This is a genomic window from Shinella fusca (assembly GCF_014203155.1).
Taxonomy (GTDB): Bacteria; Pseudomonadota; Alphaproteobacteria; order Rhizobiales; family Rhizobiaceae; genus Shinella; species Shinella fusca.
In genome coordinates, this window is the sequence record NZ_JACHIK010000021.1 from 49,803 (window position 1) to 67,977 (window position 18,175).

The window sequence follows — 18,175 nt, forward strand, 5'->3', positions numbered from 1 at the left end:
GATTTGAAAATCTGAGATCGTGATGCACGGTTCTCCGGTCATTGCGGGGACTATCGTGACATTCGCAACATCGTTCGTGCCTGATATCCGTTTCGGCGAAGGCGTTCACGCCGGCATCGCCGCCTCCGCCAGCGCGTTGGAAACCCGGAGCGCGCTCGTCGTCATCGACGGCTTCCTCGCCGCCAGCGGCCTTGGTGAGCAGCTTGCCGCACAGTTCGCGGCGGAGGGGATAGCGGCGGAGTTTTTCTCCGGCTTCGCAGGCGAGCCGAAGCTTGCCCATGTGCAGGCGGCAAGCGTGGCCGCGCGGGGCAAGGACCTCGTCGTCGGCATCGGCGGCGGCTCGGCGCTCGATATCGCCAAGATCGCCGCCTGCCTCGCCGTGGCGGATGAGGGCCCGATGCATTATGCGCTGGCGGCCAATCCGCTGCCGAAAAGGCCGTTGCGGAAGATCATGGTGCCGACGACGGCCGGTACCGGCTCGGAAACCTCGGCGACGACGATCTTTGCGGGACCCGAGGGCAGGAAGCTCTGGATCTGGGGCCCGGAGACGAAGGCCGACCTTGTGCTGCTCGATCCGGCGCTGACCGTGACGCTGCCGGCTGACCTCACCGCCTGGTGCGGGCTCGACGCCTTCGTGCACGCCTTCGAGGCGGCGACCAACCGCAACGCCCATGCCGGCGCGGCGCTCTATGCCCACTCGGCGCTTAGCCTGCTGACGGTCGCGCTGGAGACGGCTGTGCGGAGCCCCATGGATATCGAAGCGCGCGGCAAGATCCTGCTCGGCTCCTGTTATGCCGGGATCGCCATCGACAATTGCGGCACGGCGATCGCCCACAATATCAGCCATGCGCTTGCCGGGCTCACGCCGGTCCACCACGGGCTTGCCACCGCGCTCGGCTTCGAGGCGACGCTGGAATGGCTGGTCGAGGCCGGCACGGCTGATCTTGCGGCGGCGGCGCGGGCCTGCGGGCTTGCCGACGCGGCGACGCTGCCGGCTTTCGTGACGGGCCTCATGGACCGCTGCGGCATCGTGCGCGCGCTGCCGAAGGCCTTTTCTGCCTTCTCCGCCGGGGACCTTGCCCGCGAGATGCGTGCGCCGGAGAACCAGCCGATGCGCCGCGCGACGATCCGCGACGTCACCGATGCCGATATCGATGCCATCGCGGCAAGGATGATGGCTCTGCCGAAGACGCTTTGAGGACGACATGAGCGAACAGCATAGCCGCGCCTATTGGGAAGAACGTCTTGCCGGCCTCTCACTGGCCCGCGACCATTTCATCGACGGCAGGGCGGTGCCCGCCGTTTCCGGCCGCACCTTCACCCGCACGCGCCCGATGGACGGTGCGCCCGGCGCCGTGCTGGCGCGAGGGGATGCGGCGGATATCGACCGGGCGGTCGCCTCCGCCCGCCGGGCTTTCGCCAGCGGCGTCTGGCGCGGCAGGGAGCCGCTGGAGAAGAAGAAGATCATGCTGCGCTGGGCGGAGCTGATCCGCGCGCATGGCGAGGAACTGGCGCTTCTCGAAACCCTCGACGTCGGCAAGCCGGTTCAGGCCTCGCTCGGCGTCGACGTGCGGCTCTGCGCCGAAGGCATCCAGTATTACGGCGAGATGGTCGACAAGCTCTATGACGAGATCGCGCCGACGGGGCCGAAGGCGCGGGCCCTCGTGCGCAAGGTGCCGCTCGGCGTCGTCGGGGCGATCACGCCGTGGAACTATCCGATGATCATCGACGCCTGGAAGCTGGGGCCGGCCATCGCCGCCGGCAATTCCGTGGTGTTGAAGCCGGCGGAGCAGTCCTCGCTCTCGGCGCTGCGGCTGGCCGAGCTTGCCGTCGAGGCCGGGCTTCCCGCCGGCGTCTTCAACGTCGTCACCGGCCTCGGCACGGAAGCCGGAAAGCCGCTCGCCCTGCACATGGATGTCGACATGATCGCCTTCACGGGGTCCACCGTGGTCGGCAGGCTGATCATGGGCTATGCGGCGCAGTCGAACCTCAAGCGCGTGGCGCTGGAGCTCGGCGGCAAGTCGCCGCTCGTCGTCTTCGAGGATGCCGATCTCGATGCCGCGGCGAGCGCCGCCGCCTGGGGCTGCTTCTACAATTCCGGCGAGACCTGCCATGCCGCAACGCGCCTTCTCGTGCAGCGCCCGATACAGGAGAAGCTGATCGCGAAGATCGAGGCGGTGACGAGGCGCGAGATCGAGCTCGCCCATCCCTTCGAGCCTACGGCGCAGATCGGCGCTCTCATCGAGGCCGCGCATATGGAAAAGGTGCTCGGCCTGATCGAAGCGGGGGAGAAGGAAGGCGGCCGGCGCGTCTTCGGCGCGGAGCGGGTGCTTGCCGAAACCGGCGGCTGGTATGTCTCGCCGGGCGTCGTCACGGATGTGACGAACGACATGCGCATCGCCCGGCAGGAGATTTTCGGCCCGGTGCTCGCCGCCATCGCCTTCGATACGGAGGCGGAGGCGCTCGCCATCGCCAACGACACGATCTATGGCCTTGCCGGCGCGGTCTTCACCCGCGACATGGACCGGGCGCACCGCTTCTCCGAAGCCATCCATGCCGGTACGGTGTGGATCAACACCTACGACATGTCGAATTTCGCGACGCCCTTCGGCGGCTTCAAGCAATCCGGCTTCGGCCGCGACCGCTCGGTGCATGCCATCGACAAATATTGCGACTACAAGACGATCTGGCAGCAGTTCGGCTGAGGAGGAGAAGGCATGAGCCGCATCGTTTCCATCGCGATCACCCATCACCGCCTGCCGCTCGATCCGCCGTTCAAGGCGAGCTGGGACGGGCGGCCGCGCCGGCATTTCGACGCGACCATCGTGCGTGTGCGCGACGACGGCGGCCGCGAAGGCATCGGCTCCGGCGACCTCATGAAGGGCTTCGAAGGGCATGAGGACCTCTTCGTCGGCGAGGACCCGCGCCGTCTCGAACGGCATTACGAAGTGCTCTCGCATATCAATTTCCATTATGGTCGCTGCTGGCCGCTCGACCTTGCGCTCTGGGACCTTGCCGGCAAGGTGACGGGCGAGCCGGTCTGGCGCATGCTCGGCGGGCGGGCCGACCGGGTGCGGCTCTATGCGTCCTCGGGTGTCCTGCGCGATCCCGCCGCCATGGCCGAGCAGGCGGAGCGCTATATCGCGGAAGGCTTTCCGGCGATGAAGGTGCGCTTCTCCGCCTCCGCCGGCGGGCGGAGCGGCTGGCGCGACGACGTGAAGGCGCTGGAGGCGATCCGCGCGCGCGCCGGCGACCGGCTGGAGCTGATGGTCGACTGCAACCAGGGTTGGCGCATGCCCTGGGACACGACGCTGCCCTGGACCTTCAAGGACGCGCTCGCCGTCGCGCGCGAGCTGGAGCGGCTCGGCATCTACTGGATGGAGGAGCCGCTGCACCGCTCCGACCGCAAGGGCATGAAGGCCTTGAAGGAGGCGACCGATATCCGCATCGCCGGCGGGGAGATGACGCGCGAACTCTCCGAGTTCCGCGACATCATCGAGGAGCGCGCCTTCGACGTGATCCAGCCCGACGTGGCGCTGGTCGGCGGCATTACCGGCTGCCGGCGGCTCGCCTTCCAGGCGCGCGAGGCCGGCATCGCCTTCACCCCGCATTCCTGGACGAACGGCATCGGCGTGCTCGCCAATGCGCACCTGACGGCGGGCGCCGGCGATGCGCCCTTCCTCGAATATCCCTATGACGCGCCGGAATGGAGCGAGGCGCGCCGCGACTACCCGCTGAAGGCGCCGCTCCGCCACGAGAACGGCTGGCTGCTGCTCGGCGAGACGCCGGGCCTCGGCATCGTGCTCGACGAAGAACGGCTTGCGGCGACGCGGATCGGCTGAGACGCTTCGCCCCCTTGACATCCGTGCCCCGGAAGCCGACTTCACGGAAGACAGGACGCGAAGGAGAAAGCTATGAGCGAGGCAGCCCGCACGACGATCGACCAGGCCGAAGTCGACCGCTTTTCGGCGATGGCCGCCGAATGGTGGGACCCGACGGGCAAGTTCCGTCCGCTGCACAAGTTCAATCCGGTCCGCCTCGCCTATGTCCGCGATCTCGTCTCCGCCCAGTTCGGCCGCGACCCGAAGGCGCATCGCCCGCTGGAGGGCCTGCGCATCCTCGATATCGGCTGCGGCGGCGGCCTCCTCTCCGAGCCGATGGCGCGCATGGGGGCCGACGTGCTCGGCGCGGATGCGTCGGAAAAGAACATCGGCATCGCCAGGGCCCACGCGGCGGGCAGCGGCGTTCCAGTCGATTACCGCGCGGTGACGGCCGAGGCGCTGGCGGACGCCGGCGAAACCTTCGATGTGGTGCTCAACATGGAAGTGGTCGAGCACGTCTCCGACGTCGATTTCTTCCTCACCACCTGCGCCTCCATGGTGCGCCCCGGCGGCATGATGTTCGTCGCCACGATCAACCGCACGCTGAAGGCGGCGGCGCTCGCCATCTTCGCGGCGGAGAATGTCCTGCGCTGGCTGCCGCGCGGCACGCATCAATACGAGAAGCTGGTGCGCCCGGAAGAGATCGAAAAGCCGCTGACGGCCTCGGGCCTGACGGTCACCGACCGCACCGGCGTTTTCTTCAATCCGCTCACGAACCAGTGGAACCTGTCGAAGGACATGGACGTGAACTACATGCTGGTGGCGCGCCGCGCCTCGGCCTGATCAGTTCGTATCGTCTGGCAGGATGGGCAGGGGCGCGACGTCGACGCCCTCTTCGAGGAGATCGCGCACGTCCTCGGCGGAGGCGCGGCCGATCAGGCCGCGCTGCTCGGCCTCGCCGTAGTGGATCTTGCGCGCCTCCTCGGGGAAGCGCTCGCCGACATCCTCGGAATTGGCGCGGATGGTGGAGACGATCTCCCGGAGCTTCATCATCATCTCACGCTGGCCGGTCTGCACGGCCAGTTCCTGCCGGCGTTCCTTCTTGCGGGCGGTGGAGACAGAGGGCGCCATCAGGCGCTTGGCGACATGGGTCGAGCCGCAGGTGGGACAGGAGACGAGCGCCATCTCCTGCTGGCGGTCGAAATCGTCCGCCGAGCCGAACCACCCTTCGAAGGCGTGCCCGTTGTCGCAGGAGAGCTCATAGCGGATCAAGCGGCAACGCCTCCCTTCGCGGGTGTGTCCGTCACGGCAAGGGTGAAGGCGCGCCCGTTGCGCAGGTTGGGGATCTTGTCATGCGCGGCCTTCACGGCGGCGGTATCGACCTCGGCGAGCACGACGGCTTCGCCCGTGCCGCCCGCGGAGGCGAGAACGCGGCCCCAGGGATCGACGATCATCGAATGGCCGAAGGTCTCGCGGCCGTCCTCATGCACGCCCGCCTGCGCGGCGGCGACGATGTAGACGCCGTTCTCGATGGCGCGGGCGCGCAGCAGGATCTCCCAGTGCGCTTCGCCCGTCTGGCGGGTGAAGGCGGCGGGAACGGAGATGATTTCGGCGCCGGCCTGGGCCTCGGCCTTGAAGAGCTCCGGAAAGCGCACGTCGTAGCAGATGGCGAAGCCGAGCTTGCCGAAGGGCAGGTCCGCCATGCGGGCGACGGCGCCCGGCGAATAGACCGCGCTCTCGCGCCAGCTCTCGCCGTTGTCGAGGTCGACGTCGAACATGTGGATCTTGTCGTAGGTGCAGATGCGCGCGCCGTCCGGGCCGAAGAGGAAGCCGCGGTTGGCGACCTTGCCGTCCGCAAGGGCGATCGCCGTGGAGCCGACATGGAGATGGATGGAAAGCTCGGCGGCGAGCTCCGCCGCGGCGGCGACCACGAGGTCGTCGGCCTCCTGCCGCAGGATGGCGCGCAGGCCCGCGCGGTCCTTCTGGAGGGCGCCGGTCATCTCGGGCGTCTGGACATAGACCGCGCCCTTTCCGGCCGCCTCGCGCACGAGGCGCCGCATCGTCTCGACGTTGCGGACGGGATCGGTCCCGGAGCACATCTGGATGGCGGCAATCGTGGCGGTCATGGCGGGTCTCCTCAGGCGGCGAGCAGCGCGTCGAGCTCGCCGGCGCGCTCCAGCGCATGCAGGTCGTCGCAGCCGCCGACATGGCGCTCGCCGATGAAGATCTGCGGGAAGGTGCTGCGCCCGTGCGCGCGCTGGATCATCTCCTGGCGCACCTCGGGCGCATGGGTGGCGTCATGCTCCTCGAAGGCGACGCCCTTCGTTTCGAGAAGTTTCTTCGCGGCGCTGCAATAGCCGCAGAACTGACGCGTATAGATGACGACGGGGACCATGCGCTCCTGCTCCGAACCTTGAAAAATCATCCTTTCATATAGGTCCGGGAAGGGCCCTTGCAAAGGTCAAAACGGTGACGTCCGCAGCGCCCGCCCGCTTCAGGGCCCGGGTGACGGCGGCGACCGTGGCGCCGGTCGTGTAGACGTCGTCGACCAATACGACGCGGCGGCCGAACAGCGCCTCGCGGCCTTCCGGCGTGACGGAAAAGGCGCTGCGCACGTTCTCGGCGCGGGCGCGCGGGCTGAGGCCGATCTGGCGGCGCGTGCGTTTCGTGCGGCGCACGGCATCGATGAGCACCGGCGTGCCGGAGAGCGCGGCAAGGGCCCGGGAGAGCTCGGCCGCCTGGTTGAACTTGCGCCAGATAAGGCGCAGGCGATGGAGCGGCACGGGAACGATGACGTCGGCCGCCTCGACCGCGCCGTCGCCGGCGCGCAGCATCCACCCGGCCATCATCGGCGCAAGATCGGTGCGGTCGCGGTATTTCAGCGAATGGACGAGGTTGCGGGCAAGGTCGTCGTAGAGCGCGACGGAGCGCAGGCGCTCGAAGGGCGGCGGGTTGGCGATGGCGTCCGCGCTGAGGATGCCGGGGCCGAGATCGTGCGAGAAGGGCGTGCCGAGCACTTCGCAATAGGGGCGCTCGATGAAGGCGAGCTTCGACCAGCAGCCGGGGCAGAGGCCCGCGCCGCTGCCGAGGAGCACGCCGCAGCCGGCGCAGGCCGGCGGATAGACGAGGTCGAGGGCGGCGCCCGCAAGGCCGCGCAGCCGGCGGGCAAGGCCCTGCCGGATCGGGACTGTCGACAATGCCGCGGCCTCGATTTCGCCCATGCGGTTGACAATAGCCGCAGTTAGCGGCCAAAGCGAAGGAATTGCGAACGGGATCGCCGCGATGGAAACGCTCTTCGACCAAGCCCTCATCGACACCAACCGGCTGCGCGCGCTCAGTGGCGGGCCGGCGGATTTCCTGCTCGACGTGGCGGCGCGGGAGCTTGCCGAGCGGCTCGGCGTCATCGAGCGCCATTTCGACCGGGCCGTCGAGCTGCACGGCCATACTGGCGCCACCGCGCGGGCGATCGCCGCGACGGGCAAGGTCGGCACGATCGAGCGGGTGGAGAGCGATCCGCGCTTTGCCGGCCCCGGCGAGGCGGTGACCGTCGCGCCGCTGGAGACGGTGCCGCTGGAGCCGCAATCGGTGAACCTCATCGTCTCGCCGCTCTCGCTGCACCTGACCAACGACACGCCCGGCGTCTTCGTGCAGATCCGCCGCGCCCTGAAGCCGGACGGGCTGTTCGTCGCGGCCATCCCCGGCAGCGGCACGCTGCAGGAGCTGCGCGAGGTGCTTCTGGCGGCCGAGAGCGAGGCGACGGGCGGGGCGAGCCCGCGGGTCATTCCGTTCCCGGACGTGCGCGATATCGGCGGCCTCCTCCAGCGCGGCGGCTTCGCCCTGCCGGTGACGGACACCGAGACCTATACGGTGCGCTACGATTCGATCTTCCCGCTGATGAAGGACCTGCGCGCCATGGGCATGGCCAATCCGCTCACCGGACGCAGCCGCCGGCCGCTGGCGCGGGGCGTGCTCCTGCGCGCGGCGGAGCTTTATGCCGAGCGGTTCTCCGATCCGGACGGGCGCATCCGGGCGACCTTCTCGATCATCTACGTTTCGGGCTGGGCGCCGCATGAAAGCCAGCAGAAGCCGCTGAAGCCGGGCTCGGCGAAGATGCGCCTTGCCGATGCGCTGAAGCAGGCGGAGCGCAAGTAGGCCTATTCGGGCGCCTTGATGCGGTTGCTGAGTTCGCCGAACATGTTGTTCAGCGTATCGCTGAAGGACGAGAGGCCGGCGAGCATGCCGACGGAGATGAGCGCGGCCAGCAAGCCGTATTCGACCGCCGTGGCGCCGGCCTTGTCGGCGAGGAATGATTTCAGCAGCTTCGACCTCATCCGATCTCCCCGGCGCGCCGCGCCCATAAGCGTGTTCAGCAGCCGCCGGCCGTGCCCGTGCCGTTGACGATGCAGACGGCGCCCGGCATTTCCTGCAGGACGGAGCGGCGCACCGTGTAGCGCTTGCCGCCGGCTTCCTTCGGGATCGAGCCCGTCGAGATCATGTCGAATTCGTCCGGCACGTTCGCCATCATGCGCTTGTCCGACTTGGCGGAAAGGACAGGGGTGAGGACCAGCGCCAGGGCGATCACGGCCGTGCCGAAGAGGAGCGCGAGATTGAGCGCGCCGGTCCGGGTATCGCCGGCCGGCGTGAAATCCTTCTCCTGAACGGCTTTCCAGAAGTCTTCGTCACGCATCACAAGGTCTCGCAGGCATTCAACGTTCAAAGCCGATCTTTGAACGAGGGTGCTAAACGTTTGCTTAACGCAGGCCGGAAAATTGCGGGTAGATCCCCGGGGATTGGTCCTAGAGGAGGTCCATCAGGAAGGGGATGAGGGGCTCGTCGGCGGGAGGCATCGGGTAGTCGCGCAACGCCTTCGGGCGCACCCACTTGATCGCCTGGCCCTCGCGGCCGTGCGCCGTGCCCTCGAAGCGGCGGCACACATAGAGCGGCATCAGGAGGTGGAAGTCGTCATAGGTGTGGCTGGCGAAGGTGAGCGGGGCAAGGCACGGGATCTTCGTGGTGATGCCGAGTTCCTCGTCCAGCTCGCGGATCAGCGTTTCCTCCGGCGTCTCACCGGGCTCGACCTTGCCGCCGGGAAATTCCCACAGGCCGGCAAGCGTCCTGCCCTCGGGACGCTGCGCCAGGAGGACGCGGCCGTCCGCATCGACGAGCGCGCAGGCGGCGACGAGGAGGATACGGCGCTGTTTGGCGATGGTCTCGGTCATGCCGCGGCTGGCCCCCGGTAGCTGTATTCGTAGACGGCGGCAAAGCCGGCGCGGCGGTAGAGCGCGAGGGCGGCCGCATTGTCCGCCTCCACCTGCACCCAGGCCTGGCGGGCGCCCTTGAGCTTTGCCCAGCGCAGGCTGGCATGAAGGATCGCGGTGCCGAGGCCCCGGCCGCGCCGTTCCGCCGCCACGCCGAGCTGGAGGATGCCGGCAAGATCGTTGTCCTGCACGGCGATCGTCAAGGCGGCCGGGCCGAAGCCCGGCTCCTCGACGATGAAGAGGCCGGCTTCCGGCTTGATGGCGTTGATGATTTCGGTGAGGCCGGGCTTGAGGGCCGGGTCGTCGCCGGCCACGCGGATGCGCGCGTCGACGAAGCGGCCGACGTCGCGGCTCGGCAGGTGGTCGAGGCCCTCGTCGCGGGGAAGGGTGGCAAGGTCGGCCGTCATGACGACGGTGCGGCCGATATCGGCCCAGCCGGCCTCATCCATGTAGGCGATGAGCTGCGGGGCGGCGAGCGGCGTCTGGCGCACCAGCAGCGGGCGGCCGTAGTCGGCAAAGCGTTTCGCCGCCTTTTCCAGGCGGATGTCGATGTCGCGGATATCGGACGGGTCGAGCGGGTTGACGGAGTTCAGCCGGCGCGAGGGGTGGCCGGCGGTCAGCCGGCAGAGCCAGCTTCCGTCATACTGCACGGTGGCCGCGGGCCAGGCGCGGAAGCCGACGGCTTCCAGCCGGCGGACTTTCGGGAGATCGCTCATCGTCGTTTTCTGTCCGGAAGGGGTCACGCTGTCCGGGCCTCTGTTTCTTTGGCAGTCCGCTACGCGAGCCTGCCGGAACGTGCTTAGCTGCGATAGTCGCCGTTGATCTCGACATATTCCTTGGTGAGGTCGCAGGTCCACACCGTCGCGCGGCCGTTGCCGAGGCCGATCTCGACGCGCACCGGAATGTCCTCACGCTTCATGACGGCGGAGGCCACGTCCTCGGAATAGGCGGGATCGCGCTCGCCGTCGACGGCCACGCGCACGTCGCCGAACCAGATGGCGAGGCGGTCGCGGTCGGCCATCTCGCCGGACTTGCCGACGGCCATGACGACGCGGCCCCAGTTGGCGTCCTCGCCGGCGACAGCGGTCTTGACCAGCGGCGAATTGGCGATGGAGAGCGCGATGCGCTTGGCGGCTTCGTCGCTTTCGGCGCCTTCGACGGTGACTTCCACCATCTTGCGCGCGCCTTCGCCGTCCCGCACGACCTGCAGCGCGAGGTCGCGCAGGAGGTCGGTGAGCGCCGTGCGGAAGCCGTCGAGCGCGGCGTCGTCGGCCGTCACCGGCGCCTGGCCGTCGGCGGCGGCAGCGCCGGTGGCAAACAGCATCAGCGTGTCGGAGGTCGAGGTGTCGCTGTCGACGGTCACGGAATTGAAGGTCGGGCCGACGCCGGCCGAAAGCAGCGATTGCAGCACGGGGGCCGGAATGTCGGCGTCGGTGACGACGAAGGAGAGCATGGTCGCCATGTCGGGCGCGATCATGCCGGCGCCCTTGGCGATGCCGTTGATGGTGACGGTGACGCCGCCGAGGCTTGCCGTGCGGGTGGCGGCCTTCGGATAGGTGTCCGTCGTCATGATGGCCTTGGCGGCCTCGAACCAGAAGTCCTCGGTGCCCGAGGCGGCAAGGCCGTCGAGCACGCCGGAGAATTTCGTGGCGTCGAGCGGTTCGCCGATCACGCCCGTCGAGGCGAGGAAGACTTCGCCTTCGCTGCAGCCGACGGCCCTTGCGGCGGCTTCCGCCGTCATCCTCGTCGATTCGCGGCCCCTGCGGCCGGTGAAGGCATTGGCATTGCCGGAATTGACCACCACGGCGCGGGCAACGCCGCCGGGAAGGTTCGCACGGCAGAAATCGACCGGCGCGGAGGGGCATTTGGAGCGCGTGAAGACGCCGGCGACCGCCGCGGGGCGGTCGAAGACCATCATCAGGACGTCCGTCCGGTTCCTGTACTTGATCCCCGCGGCGGCGGTCGCCATGCGCACGCCGCGCACCGGCGGCATGTCGGCATAGGTTTTCGGGGCGAGCGGGGAAATCGAGCCGGACATTCTTGCCTTCCTGCGGGAAAAAGAGGCCCGGCATTTGCCGGGCCGTCGCCGTGTCTTACTGCTGGCCTTCGGTGGCCGGCGCTGCCTCGCCTTCGCCGTCCTTGGCTTCGGCTTCCGGCTTGTTGACCGCGTCGTAGGCGGTCTTCAGCGCGGCGTCCGTGATGTCGACGGGGGCCGCGGCCTTGGCCTTTTCCAGGAGGTCGAGATACTTGTCGCGCATGACGAGCTGACGGACCTGGCCTTCGACCTGGTCGAGCGCCGGGGGCTGCTGCTTGCGCTTGTCCTCGACCTTGATGACATGGTAGCCGAACTGCGTCTTCACCGGGGTCTTGGTGTAGGCGCCCTTTTCAAGGGCGAAGGCGGCCGCTTCGAATTCCGGCACCATGCGGCCCTTGGCGAAGTAGCCGAGATCGCCGCCTTCCGACTTGTTCGGGTCGGTCGACTTTTCCTTGGCGATTTCGACGAAGTCCTTGCCGGCATCCAGCTCGGCGATGATCGCCTTGGCCTCGTCCTCAGTCTTGACGAGGATGTGGCGGGCGCGGATCTCGTCCTGCGGCTCGATGGCGGCGACTTCCTTGTCGTAGCGCGCCTTCACCTCTTCCGGGGTGACGGAATCGACGACGTGCTTCTTGAAGTAGGCGTTGTGCAACTCGCGGTCCGTCAGGAAGGCGAGGCGCTGCTTGAAATCGGCCGTGTCCTGCAGGCCTTCCTTGCTGGCGTCGGCGGCAAGCAGCTTGACGTCGATGATGGAGGAGAGCGCGGCGACGCGCTTCTGGTCGTCCGGAAGATTGGCGAGCTGCGGATCGAGGCCGGCCATCGCGAGCTTGAGTTCCGATTCGTGGATCTCGGTGGCGCCGACCTTGGCGACGACCGGGTCCGCCGCGGCGTCTTCCGCGCGGACGCCGCCGGCGGCGGCAGCGATCGCGATGAGGGCAACTGCCGCAAGCTTGCTATACTTCAACATATCGAAAAGACCTTTCACATCCTCGCCGGAATCGGGCCGATATCCGGTGCCAGACGGCTCAACACCACCAGAATGTGGCAGTTGTGCAACCGTCTGAGCCGTTGACATCATTCGACCCCCCTCTTATCTGTCACGCAATCCCGCGTCCAGAACAGTTTCCGGGCGTTTCACGGCTTTGCGCGCAATTATCGTGCGACCTGTCACGCGCCGGGCGCCCAGAAAGAAAGGACCATCCTGATGGTCAGCCTCGGCGGCATTGCCCGCAAGTTGTTCGGTTCCTCGAACGATCGCCGCGTCCGCTCCTTCAAGTCCCGCGTCGACGCCATCAATGCGCTCGAGCCCGAGATGAAGGCGCTTTCCGACGAAGCCCTGCGGGCGAAAACCGTGGAATTCCGCGAACAGCTCGCAAACGGCAAGACGCTCGACGACATTCTCGTGCCGGCCTTCGCCGTCGCCCGCGAGGCTGCCTTCCGCGTCCTCGGCCTTCGTCCCTTCGACGTCCAGCTCATCGGCGGCATGATCCTGCACGAGAAGTCGATCGCCGAAATGAAGACGGGTGAAGGCAAGACGCTCGTCGCCACGCTTCCCGTCTATCTCAACGCGCTGGCCGGCAAGGGCACGCATGTCGTAACGGTCAACGACTACCTCGCCACCCGCGACGCGGCGCAGATGGGCCGCGTCTACGGCTTCCTCGGCCTTTCGACCGGCATCATCGTGCACGGCCTCGACGACGAGCAGCGCCGGGCGGCCTACGCCTCGGACATCACCTACGCGACGAACAACGAACTCGGCTTCGACTACCTGCGCGACAACATGAAGTACGAGCGCAGCCAGATGGTCCAGCGCGGCCACTTCTTCGCCATCGTCGACGAAGTGGACTCGATCCTCGTCGACGAGGCGCGCACGCCGCTGATCATCTCCGGGCCGCTCGACGACCGCTCCGATCTCTATACGACCATCGACGCCTTCATCCCCATGCTGGACGAGGCGGACTACGAGATCGACGAGAAGCAGCGCTCGGCCAACTTCTCGGAAGTCGGCACGGAGAAGCTGGAGAACCTGCTGCGCGCGGCCGGCCTTCTCAAGGGCGAATCGCTCTACGACGTCGAGAACGTCGCCATCGTCCACCACATCAACAACGCGCTGAAGGCCCACAAGCTCTTCACGCGCGACAAGGACTACATCGTCCGCAACGACGAGATCGTCATCATCGACGAATTCACCGGCCGCATGATGCCGGGCCGGCGCTATTCCGAAGGCCAGCACCAGGCGCTGGAAGCCAAGGAAAAGGTCACGATCCAGCCGGAAAACCAGACGCTGGCCTCGATCACCTTCCAGAACTATTTCCGCATGTACGAAAAGCTCGGCGGCATGACCGGCACGGCCGCGACGGAAGCGGAGGAATTCGGCAACATCTACGGCCTCGACGTGGTCGAAGTGCCGACCAACCTGCCGATCCAGCGCCTCGACGAGGACGACGAGGTCTATCGCACGGCGGACGAGAAGTACCAGGCCATCATCGAGGAGATCAAGGCGTCGCGGGCAAAGGGCCAGCCGGTCCTCGTCGGCACGACCTCCATCGAGAAATCCGAGCATCTCGCCGAACTCCTCAAGAAGGCGGGCTTCAAGGATTTCCAGGTCCTCAACGCCCGCTACCACGAGCAGGAAGCCTATATCGTCGCGCAGGCCGGCGTGCCGGGCGCCGTCACCATCGCCACCAACATGGCCGGCCGCGGCACGGACATCCAGCTCGGCGGCAATATCGACATGCGCCTCGAGCGCGAGCTGGCCGACATGGAGCCGGGCCCGGAGCGTGACGCCAGGCGCGAGGCGATCATCGCCGAGGTGAAGAAGCTGAAGGAGCAGGCGCTTGCCGCCGGCGGCCTCTACGTTCTCGCCACCGAGCGCCACGAAAGCCGCCGCATCGACAACCAGCTTCGCGGCCGCTCCGGCCGCCAGGGCGACCCGGGCCGCTCGAAGTTCTTCCTGTCGCTGCAGGACGACCTCATGCGCATCTTCGGCTCCGAGCGCATGGATTCCATGCTCCAGAAGCTCGGCCTCAAGGAAGGCGAGGCGATCGTCCACCCCTGGATCAACAAGGCGGTGGAGCGCGCGCAGAAGAAGGTCGAGGCCCGCAACTTCGATATCCGCAAGAACCTCCTGAAGTACGACGACGTGCTCAACGACCAGCGCAAGGTCATCTTCGAGCAGCGCATCGAGCTGATGGACAGCGAGAACCTCACCGAAATCGTCGCCGACATGCGCCACGAGGTCGTCGAGAACCTCGTGCACATGCATATCCCGGAAAACGCCTATGCCGAGCAGTGGGATGTCGCCGGCCTGAAGAAGGGTGTGCTCGAGCAGCTCAACCTCGACCTGCCCGTCGACGCCTGGGCCGCCGAGGAAGGCATCGACGAGAAGGACATCCTGGAGCGCCTGAGGACGGCCGTCGACGAGGCCGCCGCCGACCGCGCCGAGCGCTTCGGCCCGGAAATCATGACCTATGTCGAGCGCTCCGTCCTGCTCCAGACGCTGGACCACTTGTGGCGCGAGCATATCGTCAACCTCGATCACCTGCGCTCCGTCATCGGCTTCCGCGGCTATGCCCAGCGCGATCCGCTGCAGGAATACAAGGCGGAAGCCTTCGAGCTCTTCCAGGCGCTTCTGGCGAACCTGCGCCAGACCGTCACCGCGCAGCTGATGCGCGTGGAGCTGGTGCGCCAGGCCGCCGACGCGCCGGCTCCGGTGCCGCCGAGCATGGAAGGTCATCACATCGACGGCACGACCGGCGAGGACGACTTCAACGAGGCCGCAGGTCCGATGGACGCCGCCGTCGAGCCGGAGAACCGCGATCCGAACGATCCCTCGACCTGGGGCCGCGTCGCGCGCAACGAACCCTGCCCCTGCGGTTCCGGCAAGAAGTACAAGCATTGCCACGGGGCCTTCGAGCAGGCCTGACCGGACGGGGGAGTAAAGTCCCTTTCTGCCGCCGGCATCTCTTCCACAAGAGCAGGGTAATCGCCTATGGCGGGCGGTTGCCTGTTTCCCCTTCTCCCCGAGGGGAGAAGGTGGCCCGAAGGGTCGGATGAAGGGGGCAAGCGTGCTGTATTGCGCCTGCGATTCCCCCTCATCCCGCTGCCGCGACCTTCTCCCCGAGGCGAGAAGGGGCTGGTGGCATCTGTCGAACTCCCTATCCGATTGCCCTGCCCTTAAAGGGAGATGCCGGCAGGCAGAGAGGGTCTTTTCACCGTCATCCAACCGTTTGTTAACCCTGATCTGACAAGACTCCCCTCGGTGAGTTTTGCGTAGCGTTCGGGTTCCTGTGTTGATGGCGGTCATTCAATCGGCGGAGAGGTTGCTGCCATCGGGCCTGCGCGGCAAGGCCGAGCCGCTGCTGCGGGCGCTTGCCGGCAGAGATCCGCACAGCCTCGCCCAGCGCATGGCGCTTGCCGCCTTCGCCATCCGGATCGCCAGCGCCGCCATCGCCTTCCTCACGCAGATCGTCCTTGCGCGCGTGATGGGCGAATTTGAATACGGCATCTTCGTCTTCGTCTGGGCGCTCATCGTCATCGTCGGCGACATGTCCTGCCTCGGCTTCCACACGACGGTGGTGCGGTTCCTGCCCGATTATGCCGGCCGCAGCGCCCATGCGGAGATCCGCGGCCTCACCTCGACCGCCCGCATCTTCGCCATGCTCTCCTCCACGACGCTGGCGGCTGCCGGCTTCCTTTGCCTCATCCTCTTCCGCGACACGGTGACGGACTATTATGTCCTGCCGCTCTTCATCGGCCTCTTCTGCATGCCGATGATCGCGCTTGGCGACGTCCTCGAAAGCACGGCGCGCGCCCATAGCTGGGCGCTGGTGGCGCTCAGCCCCACCTATATCGTGCGTCCGCTGCTCATCCTCGTCTTCATGGTGGCGGCCGTCCGGTCCGGCGCGCCGCATACGGCGCTGACGGCGATGGTCGCCGCGCTCGCCGCGACCTACCTCACGACGGTCGTGCAGTTCTTCAACATCCTCTACCGGCTCGGCCGGCGTTATGTCGCCGGTCCCCGCAAGGTGGAATTCTCGCTCTGGATCCAGGCGGCGCTGCCGATCTTCCTCATCGAGGGCATCGGCTTCCTGCTCACCAATTCCGACGTCATCGTCGTCGGCCTCTTCCTCGATCCGGAGAGCGTCGCCGTCTATTTCGCCGCCGCCAAGACGATGGCGCTGGTGCATTTCGTGTTCTTCTCGGTGAAGGCCGCCGCGGCGCCGCGCTTTTCCGCGCTCTTTGCCGCCGGCGACCGGGTGGCGCTCGCCCGCTTTGCCGGCGAGACGGTGCGCTGGAGCTTCTGGCCGTCGCTGGCCGTCGGGCTCTGCGTGCTGGCCTTCGGCCATCTCCTTCTCTCGCTCTTCGGCCCGGCCTTCACGGCGGGCTGGGAGCTGATGTTCATCCTCTTTTCGGGCATTCTCGCCAAGGCGCTGGTCGGGCCCGGCGAGGTGCTTCTCACCATGTCCGGCGAGCAGCGGCTCTGCGTCGTCGTCTATGCCGTGGCGCTTGCCGCCAACATCGCCTTCAACGTCACGCTCATTCCGCTTTTCGGCATCGAGGGCGCGGCCATCGCCACGGCCGGCGCCATGGTCGTCGAGGCGCTGCTGCTGCACGCCGCCGTGCGCACGAAGCTCTCCATCATCCTCTTCGCCTTCGCCAATCCGGTGAAGGCGAGCCTCATCGACGGGACGGACCACCATGACCGATAGCCACGGCTTCGACCACGCCATCGCGGCAGGGCGCGCCCAGGCCGTTCTGCCGCCGGCCGCACCCGGTGCGCAGCCGCCGGCGGACCAGCGCATCGCCGTCGGGCGGCCGGGCCGCTCGCTTGCGCTCTATCCGGCGACGGCCGGCTACGACCTGCAGCAGGAACTCGATTTCCTGTCCAACCGCGTCATGGAGGCGAACGTCTTCTTCACCGGCCGCTTCCTTGCCCCGGCCATGCCGCGGCTGGAGGACCGCACCGTGCGCCTTTCCGTCATCCGCGACGAGGGCGCAGGCCGCAGCCGCATCCGCCTGCTGATGCCGTTCTCCGTGGAGAAGCCGGGCTTTTCCATCGGCTCCAGCATCCTGCGCGTCTGGTCGAACCCGTTCGGCCCGCTCGGAACGCCGCTGGTCGACGCGGAAGACGCCGCCGAGACGCTCGACAATTTCCTGGAAGCGCTGGGTGGATCTGGCACCGGCCTGCCGCCCATCCTCGTCCTGCCGGACCTTCGCCTGAGCGGCCCGTTCGCCCAGTTGATGCGCGCCGTTGCCATCGGCCGCAACCTGCCTGTCACGGTCACCGACACCTATCGCCGGCCGATGCTGGAAAGCCTGCTCGACGGCCAGGCCTATCTCCAGCACGCCATCTCGCCGGAGCATTTCCGCGAATTGCGCCGGCAATGGCGGGGGCTCGACCGGCTGGGCGAGCTGAACTACAACGTCGCCCGCCAGCCCGCCGACATCCGCCTGCGCATGGAGGAGTTCCTGCTGCTGGAGGCCGCCGGCTGGAAGGGCAAGAGCCGCACGGCGATGATCAACGACCGCTATCGCGCCGCCTTCGCCCGCGAGGCGATCGCCAACCTCGCCGAGACGGACGGCGTGCGCATCCACACGCTCGACCTCGACGGGCGCGCCATCGCCTCGATGATCGTCTTCCTCGCCGGCGGCGAGGCCTATACGTGGAAGACGGCCTATGACGAGGATTTCGCGAAATATTCGCCCGGCAAGCTGCTCGTCGCCGAGCTCACCGAATGGCATCTCGACGATGCCAATATCGCCCGCTCGGATTCCTGCGCGGTGCCGGACCATCCGGTGATGAGCCGGTTCTGGGAGGAGCGCGAGGACATGGGCACGCTCGTCATCGGCCTGCAGCAGAACCGCGACCGCGACGTGCGGCAGGTGGCGACGCAGCTCCACCTCTACCGCAACACACGCAATGTTGCGCGGCTGCTGCGCGACAAGATCCGCTCGCTGGCGAAACGCTAGAGTATCCGTGTTGGTCAAGGTAGGGATGGGACCCATTTTCTGCCTTTGCTGAGCAGTGCATTGGCGAGGACGATGAGTTTTCGCATGAT

At 67.3% G+C, this 18,175-nt stretch carries 18 protein-coding genes; 8 read left to right on the forward strand and 10 right to left on the reverse strand.

Annotated features, from left to right (window positions below; all coding sequences use genetic code 11):
- Positions 1–55: 55 nt before the first annotated feature.
- The 4 genes from HNQ66_RS21030 to ubiG all read left to right on the forward strand — a co-directional run bounded on the left by HNQ66_RS21030 (position 56) and on the right by ubiG (position 4,664).
- Positions 56–1,198 (forward strand): iron-containing alcohol dehydrogenase, encoded by a 1,143-nt coding sequence (locus HNQ66_RS21030; protein WP_184146439.1) that lies wholly within the window; start codon positions 56–58, stop codon positions 1,196–1,198.
- 7 nt (positions 1,199–1,205) lie between these two features.
- On the forward strand, positions 1,206–2,705 hold the full coding sequence (locus HNQ66_RS21035; protein WP_184146441.1) for an aldehyde dehydrogenase: 1,500 nt from the start codon (positions 1,206–1,208) through the stop codon (positions 2,703–2,705).
- A 12-nt stretch (positions 2,706–2,717) separates the two neighbouring features.
- Positions 2,718–3,842, forward strand: coding sequence for a mandelate racemase/muconate lactonizing enzyme family protein (locus HNQ66_RS21040; protein ID WP_184146443.1), 1,125 nt, complete (start codon positions 2,718–2,720; stop codon positions 3,840–3,842).
- Positions 3,843–3,914: 72 nt separating this feature from the next.
- Positions 3,915–4,664, forward strand: a complete 750-nt coding sequence (gene ubiG / locus HNQ66_RS21045; protein ID WP_184146445.1) for a bifunctional 2-polyprenyl-6-hydroxyphenol methylase/3-demethylubiquinol 3-O-methyltransferase UbiG — start codon at positions 3,915–3,917, stop codon at positions 4,662–4,664.
- Here the strand turns inward: ubiG and HNQ66_RS21050 are convergent, their stop codons facing one another.
- From HNQ66_RS21050 to HNQ66_RS21065, 4 genes are read right to left on the reverse strand one after another with little or no spacing between them, the layout of a single operon-like run.
- The gene (locus tag HNQ66_RS21050; RefSeq protein WP_184146447.1) at positions 4,665–5,093 is read right to left on the reverse strand and encodes a DUF1178 family protein; all 429 of its coding nucleotides are present in this window, start codon (positions 5,091–5,093) and stop codon (positions 4,665–4,667) included. It lies immediately after the preceding gene.
- Positions 5,090–5,947, reverse strand: a complete 858-nt coding sequence (locus HNQ66_RS21055; RefSeq protein WP_184146449.1) for a carbon-nitrogen hydrolase family protein — start codon at positions 5,945–5,947, stop codon at positions 5,090–5,092. The genes HNQ66_RS21050 and HNQ66_RS21055 overlap by 4 nt, the downstream gene beginning before the upstream one ends.
- Before the next feature lie 11 nt (positions 5,948–5,958).
- Positions 5,959–6,216 (reverse strand): glutaredoxin 3, encoded by a 258-nt coding sequence (gene grxC, locus HNQ66_RS21060; protein ID WP_184146451.1) that lies wholly within the window; start codon positions 6,214–6,216, stop codon positions 5,959–5,961.
- A 34-nt stretch (positions 6,217–6,250) separates the two neighbouring features.
- Positions 6,251–7,042, reverse strand: a complete 792-nt coding sequence (locus HNQ66_RS21065) for a ComF family protein (RefSeq protein WP_184146453.1) — start codon at positions 7,040–7,042, stop codon at positions 6,251–6,253.
- A 61-nt stretch (positions 7,043–7,103) separates the two neighbouring features.
- Between HNQ66_RS21065 and HNQ66_RS21070 the strand changes: the two genes are divergently transcribed.
- The gene (locus HNQ66_RS21070; RefSeq protein ID WP_184146455.1) at positions 7,104–7,973 is read left to right on the forward strand and encodes a methyltransferase domain-containing protein; all 870 of its coding nucleotides are present in this window, start codon (positions 7,104–7,106) and stop codon (positions 7,971–7,973) included.
- A 2-nt stretch (positions 7,974–7,975) separates the two neighbouring features.
- Here HNQ66_RS21070 and HNQ66_RS21075 read toward each other — a convergent pair whose 3' ends face one another.
- From HNQ66_RS21075 to HNQ66_RS21100, 6 genes are all read right to left on the reverse strand, one after another.
- Positions 7,976–8,152, reverse strand: a complete 177-nt coding sequence (locus HNQ66_RS21075; RefSeq protein ID WP_184146457.1) for a Flp family type IVb pilin — start codon at positions 8,150–8,152, stop codon at positions 7,976–7,978.
- A gap of 35 nt (positions 8,153–8,187) precedes the next feature.
- Positions 8,188–8,508, reverse strand: coding sequence for a hypothetical protein (locus HNQ66_RS21080; protein ID WP_184146459.1), 321 nt, complete (start codon positions 8,506–8,508; stop codon positions 8,188–8,190).
- A 109-nt stretch (positions 8,509–8,617) separates the two neighbouring features.
- Positions 8,618–9,040, reverse strand: a complete 423-nt coding sequence (locus tag HNQ66_RS21085) for a (deoxy)nucleoside triphosphate pyrophosphohydrolase (protein ID WP_184146461.1) — start codon at positions 9,038–9,040, stop codon at positions 8,618–8,620.
- Positions 9,037–9,795, reverse strand: coding sequence for a GNAT family N-acetyltransferase (locus HNQ66_RS21090; protein ID WP_184146463.1), 759 nt, complete (start codon positions 9,793–9,795; stop codon positions 9,037–9,039). The genes HNQ66_RS21085 and HNQ66_RS21090 overlap by 4 nt, the downstream gene beginning before the upstream one ends.
- 83 nt (positions 9,796–9,878) lie before the next feature.
- Positions 9,879–11,117, reverse strand: coding sequence for a bifunctional glutamate N-acetyltransferase/amino-acid acetyltransferase ArgJ (gene argJ / locus HNQ66_RS21095; RefSeq protein WP_184146465.1), 1,239 nt, complete (start codon positions 11,115–11,117; stop codon positions 9,879–9,881).
- A 55-nt stretch (positions 11,118–11,172) separates the two neighbouring features.
- Entirely contained in the window at positions 11,173–12,081 is a 909-nt protein-coding gene (locus HNQ66_RS21100; protein ID WP_184146467.1) for a peptidylprolyl isomerase, read from the reverse strand.
- Between the two features lie 237 nt (positions 12,082–12,318).
- Here HNQ66_RS21100 and secA point away from each other — a divergent pair, with 237 nt between their 5' ends.
- The 3 genes from secA (at position 12,319) to HNQ66_RS21115 (ending at position 18,086) form a co-directional block, all read left to right on the forward strand.
- Positions 12,319–15,039, forward strand: coding sequence for a preprotein translocase subunit SecA (gene secA, locus HNQ66_RS21105; protein ID WP_184146469.1), 2,721 nt, complete (start codon positions 12,319–12,321; stop codon positions 15,037–15,039).
- 370 nt (positions 15,040–15,409) lie between these two features.
- On the forward strand, positions 15,410–16,825 hold the full coding sequence (locus HNQ66_RS21110) for a lipopolysaccharide biosynthesis protein (protein WP_184146471.1): 1,416 nt from the start codon (positions 15,410–15,412) through the stop codon (positions 16,823–16,825).
- A complete protein-coding gene (locus tag HNQ66_RS21115) occupies positions 16,815–18,086 on the forward strand; it encodes a GNAT family N-acetyltransferase (protein ID WP_184146473.1) in 1,272 nt (423 codons plus the stop codon). Before HNQ66_RS21110 ends, HNQ66_RS21115 begins: the two co-directional genes overlap by 11 nt.
- Positions 18,087–18,175 lie beyond the last annotated feature (89 nt).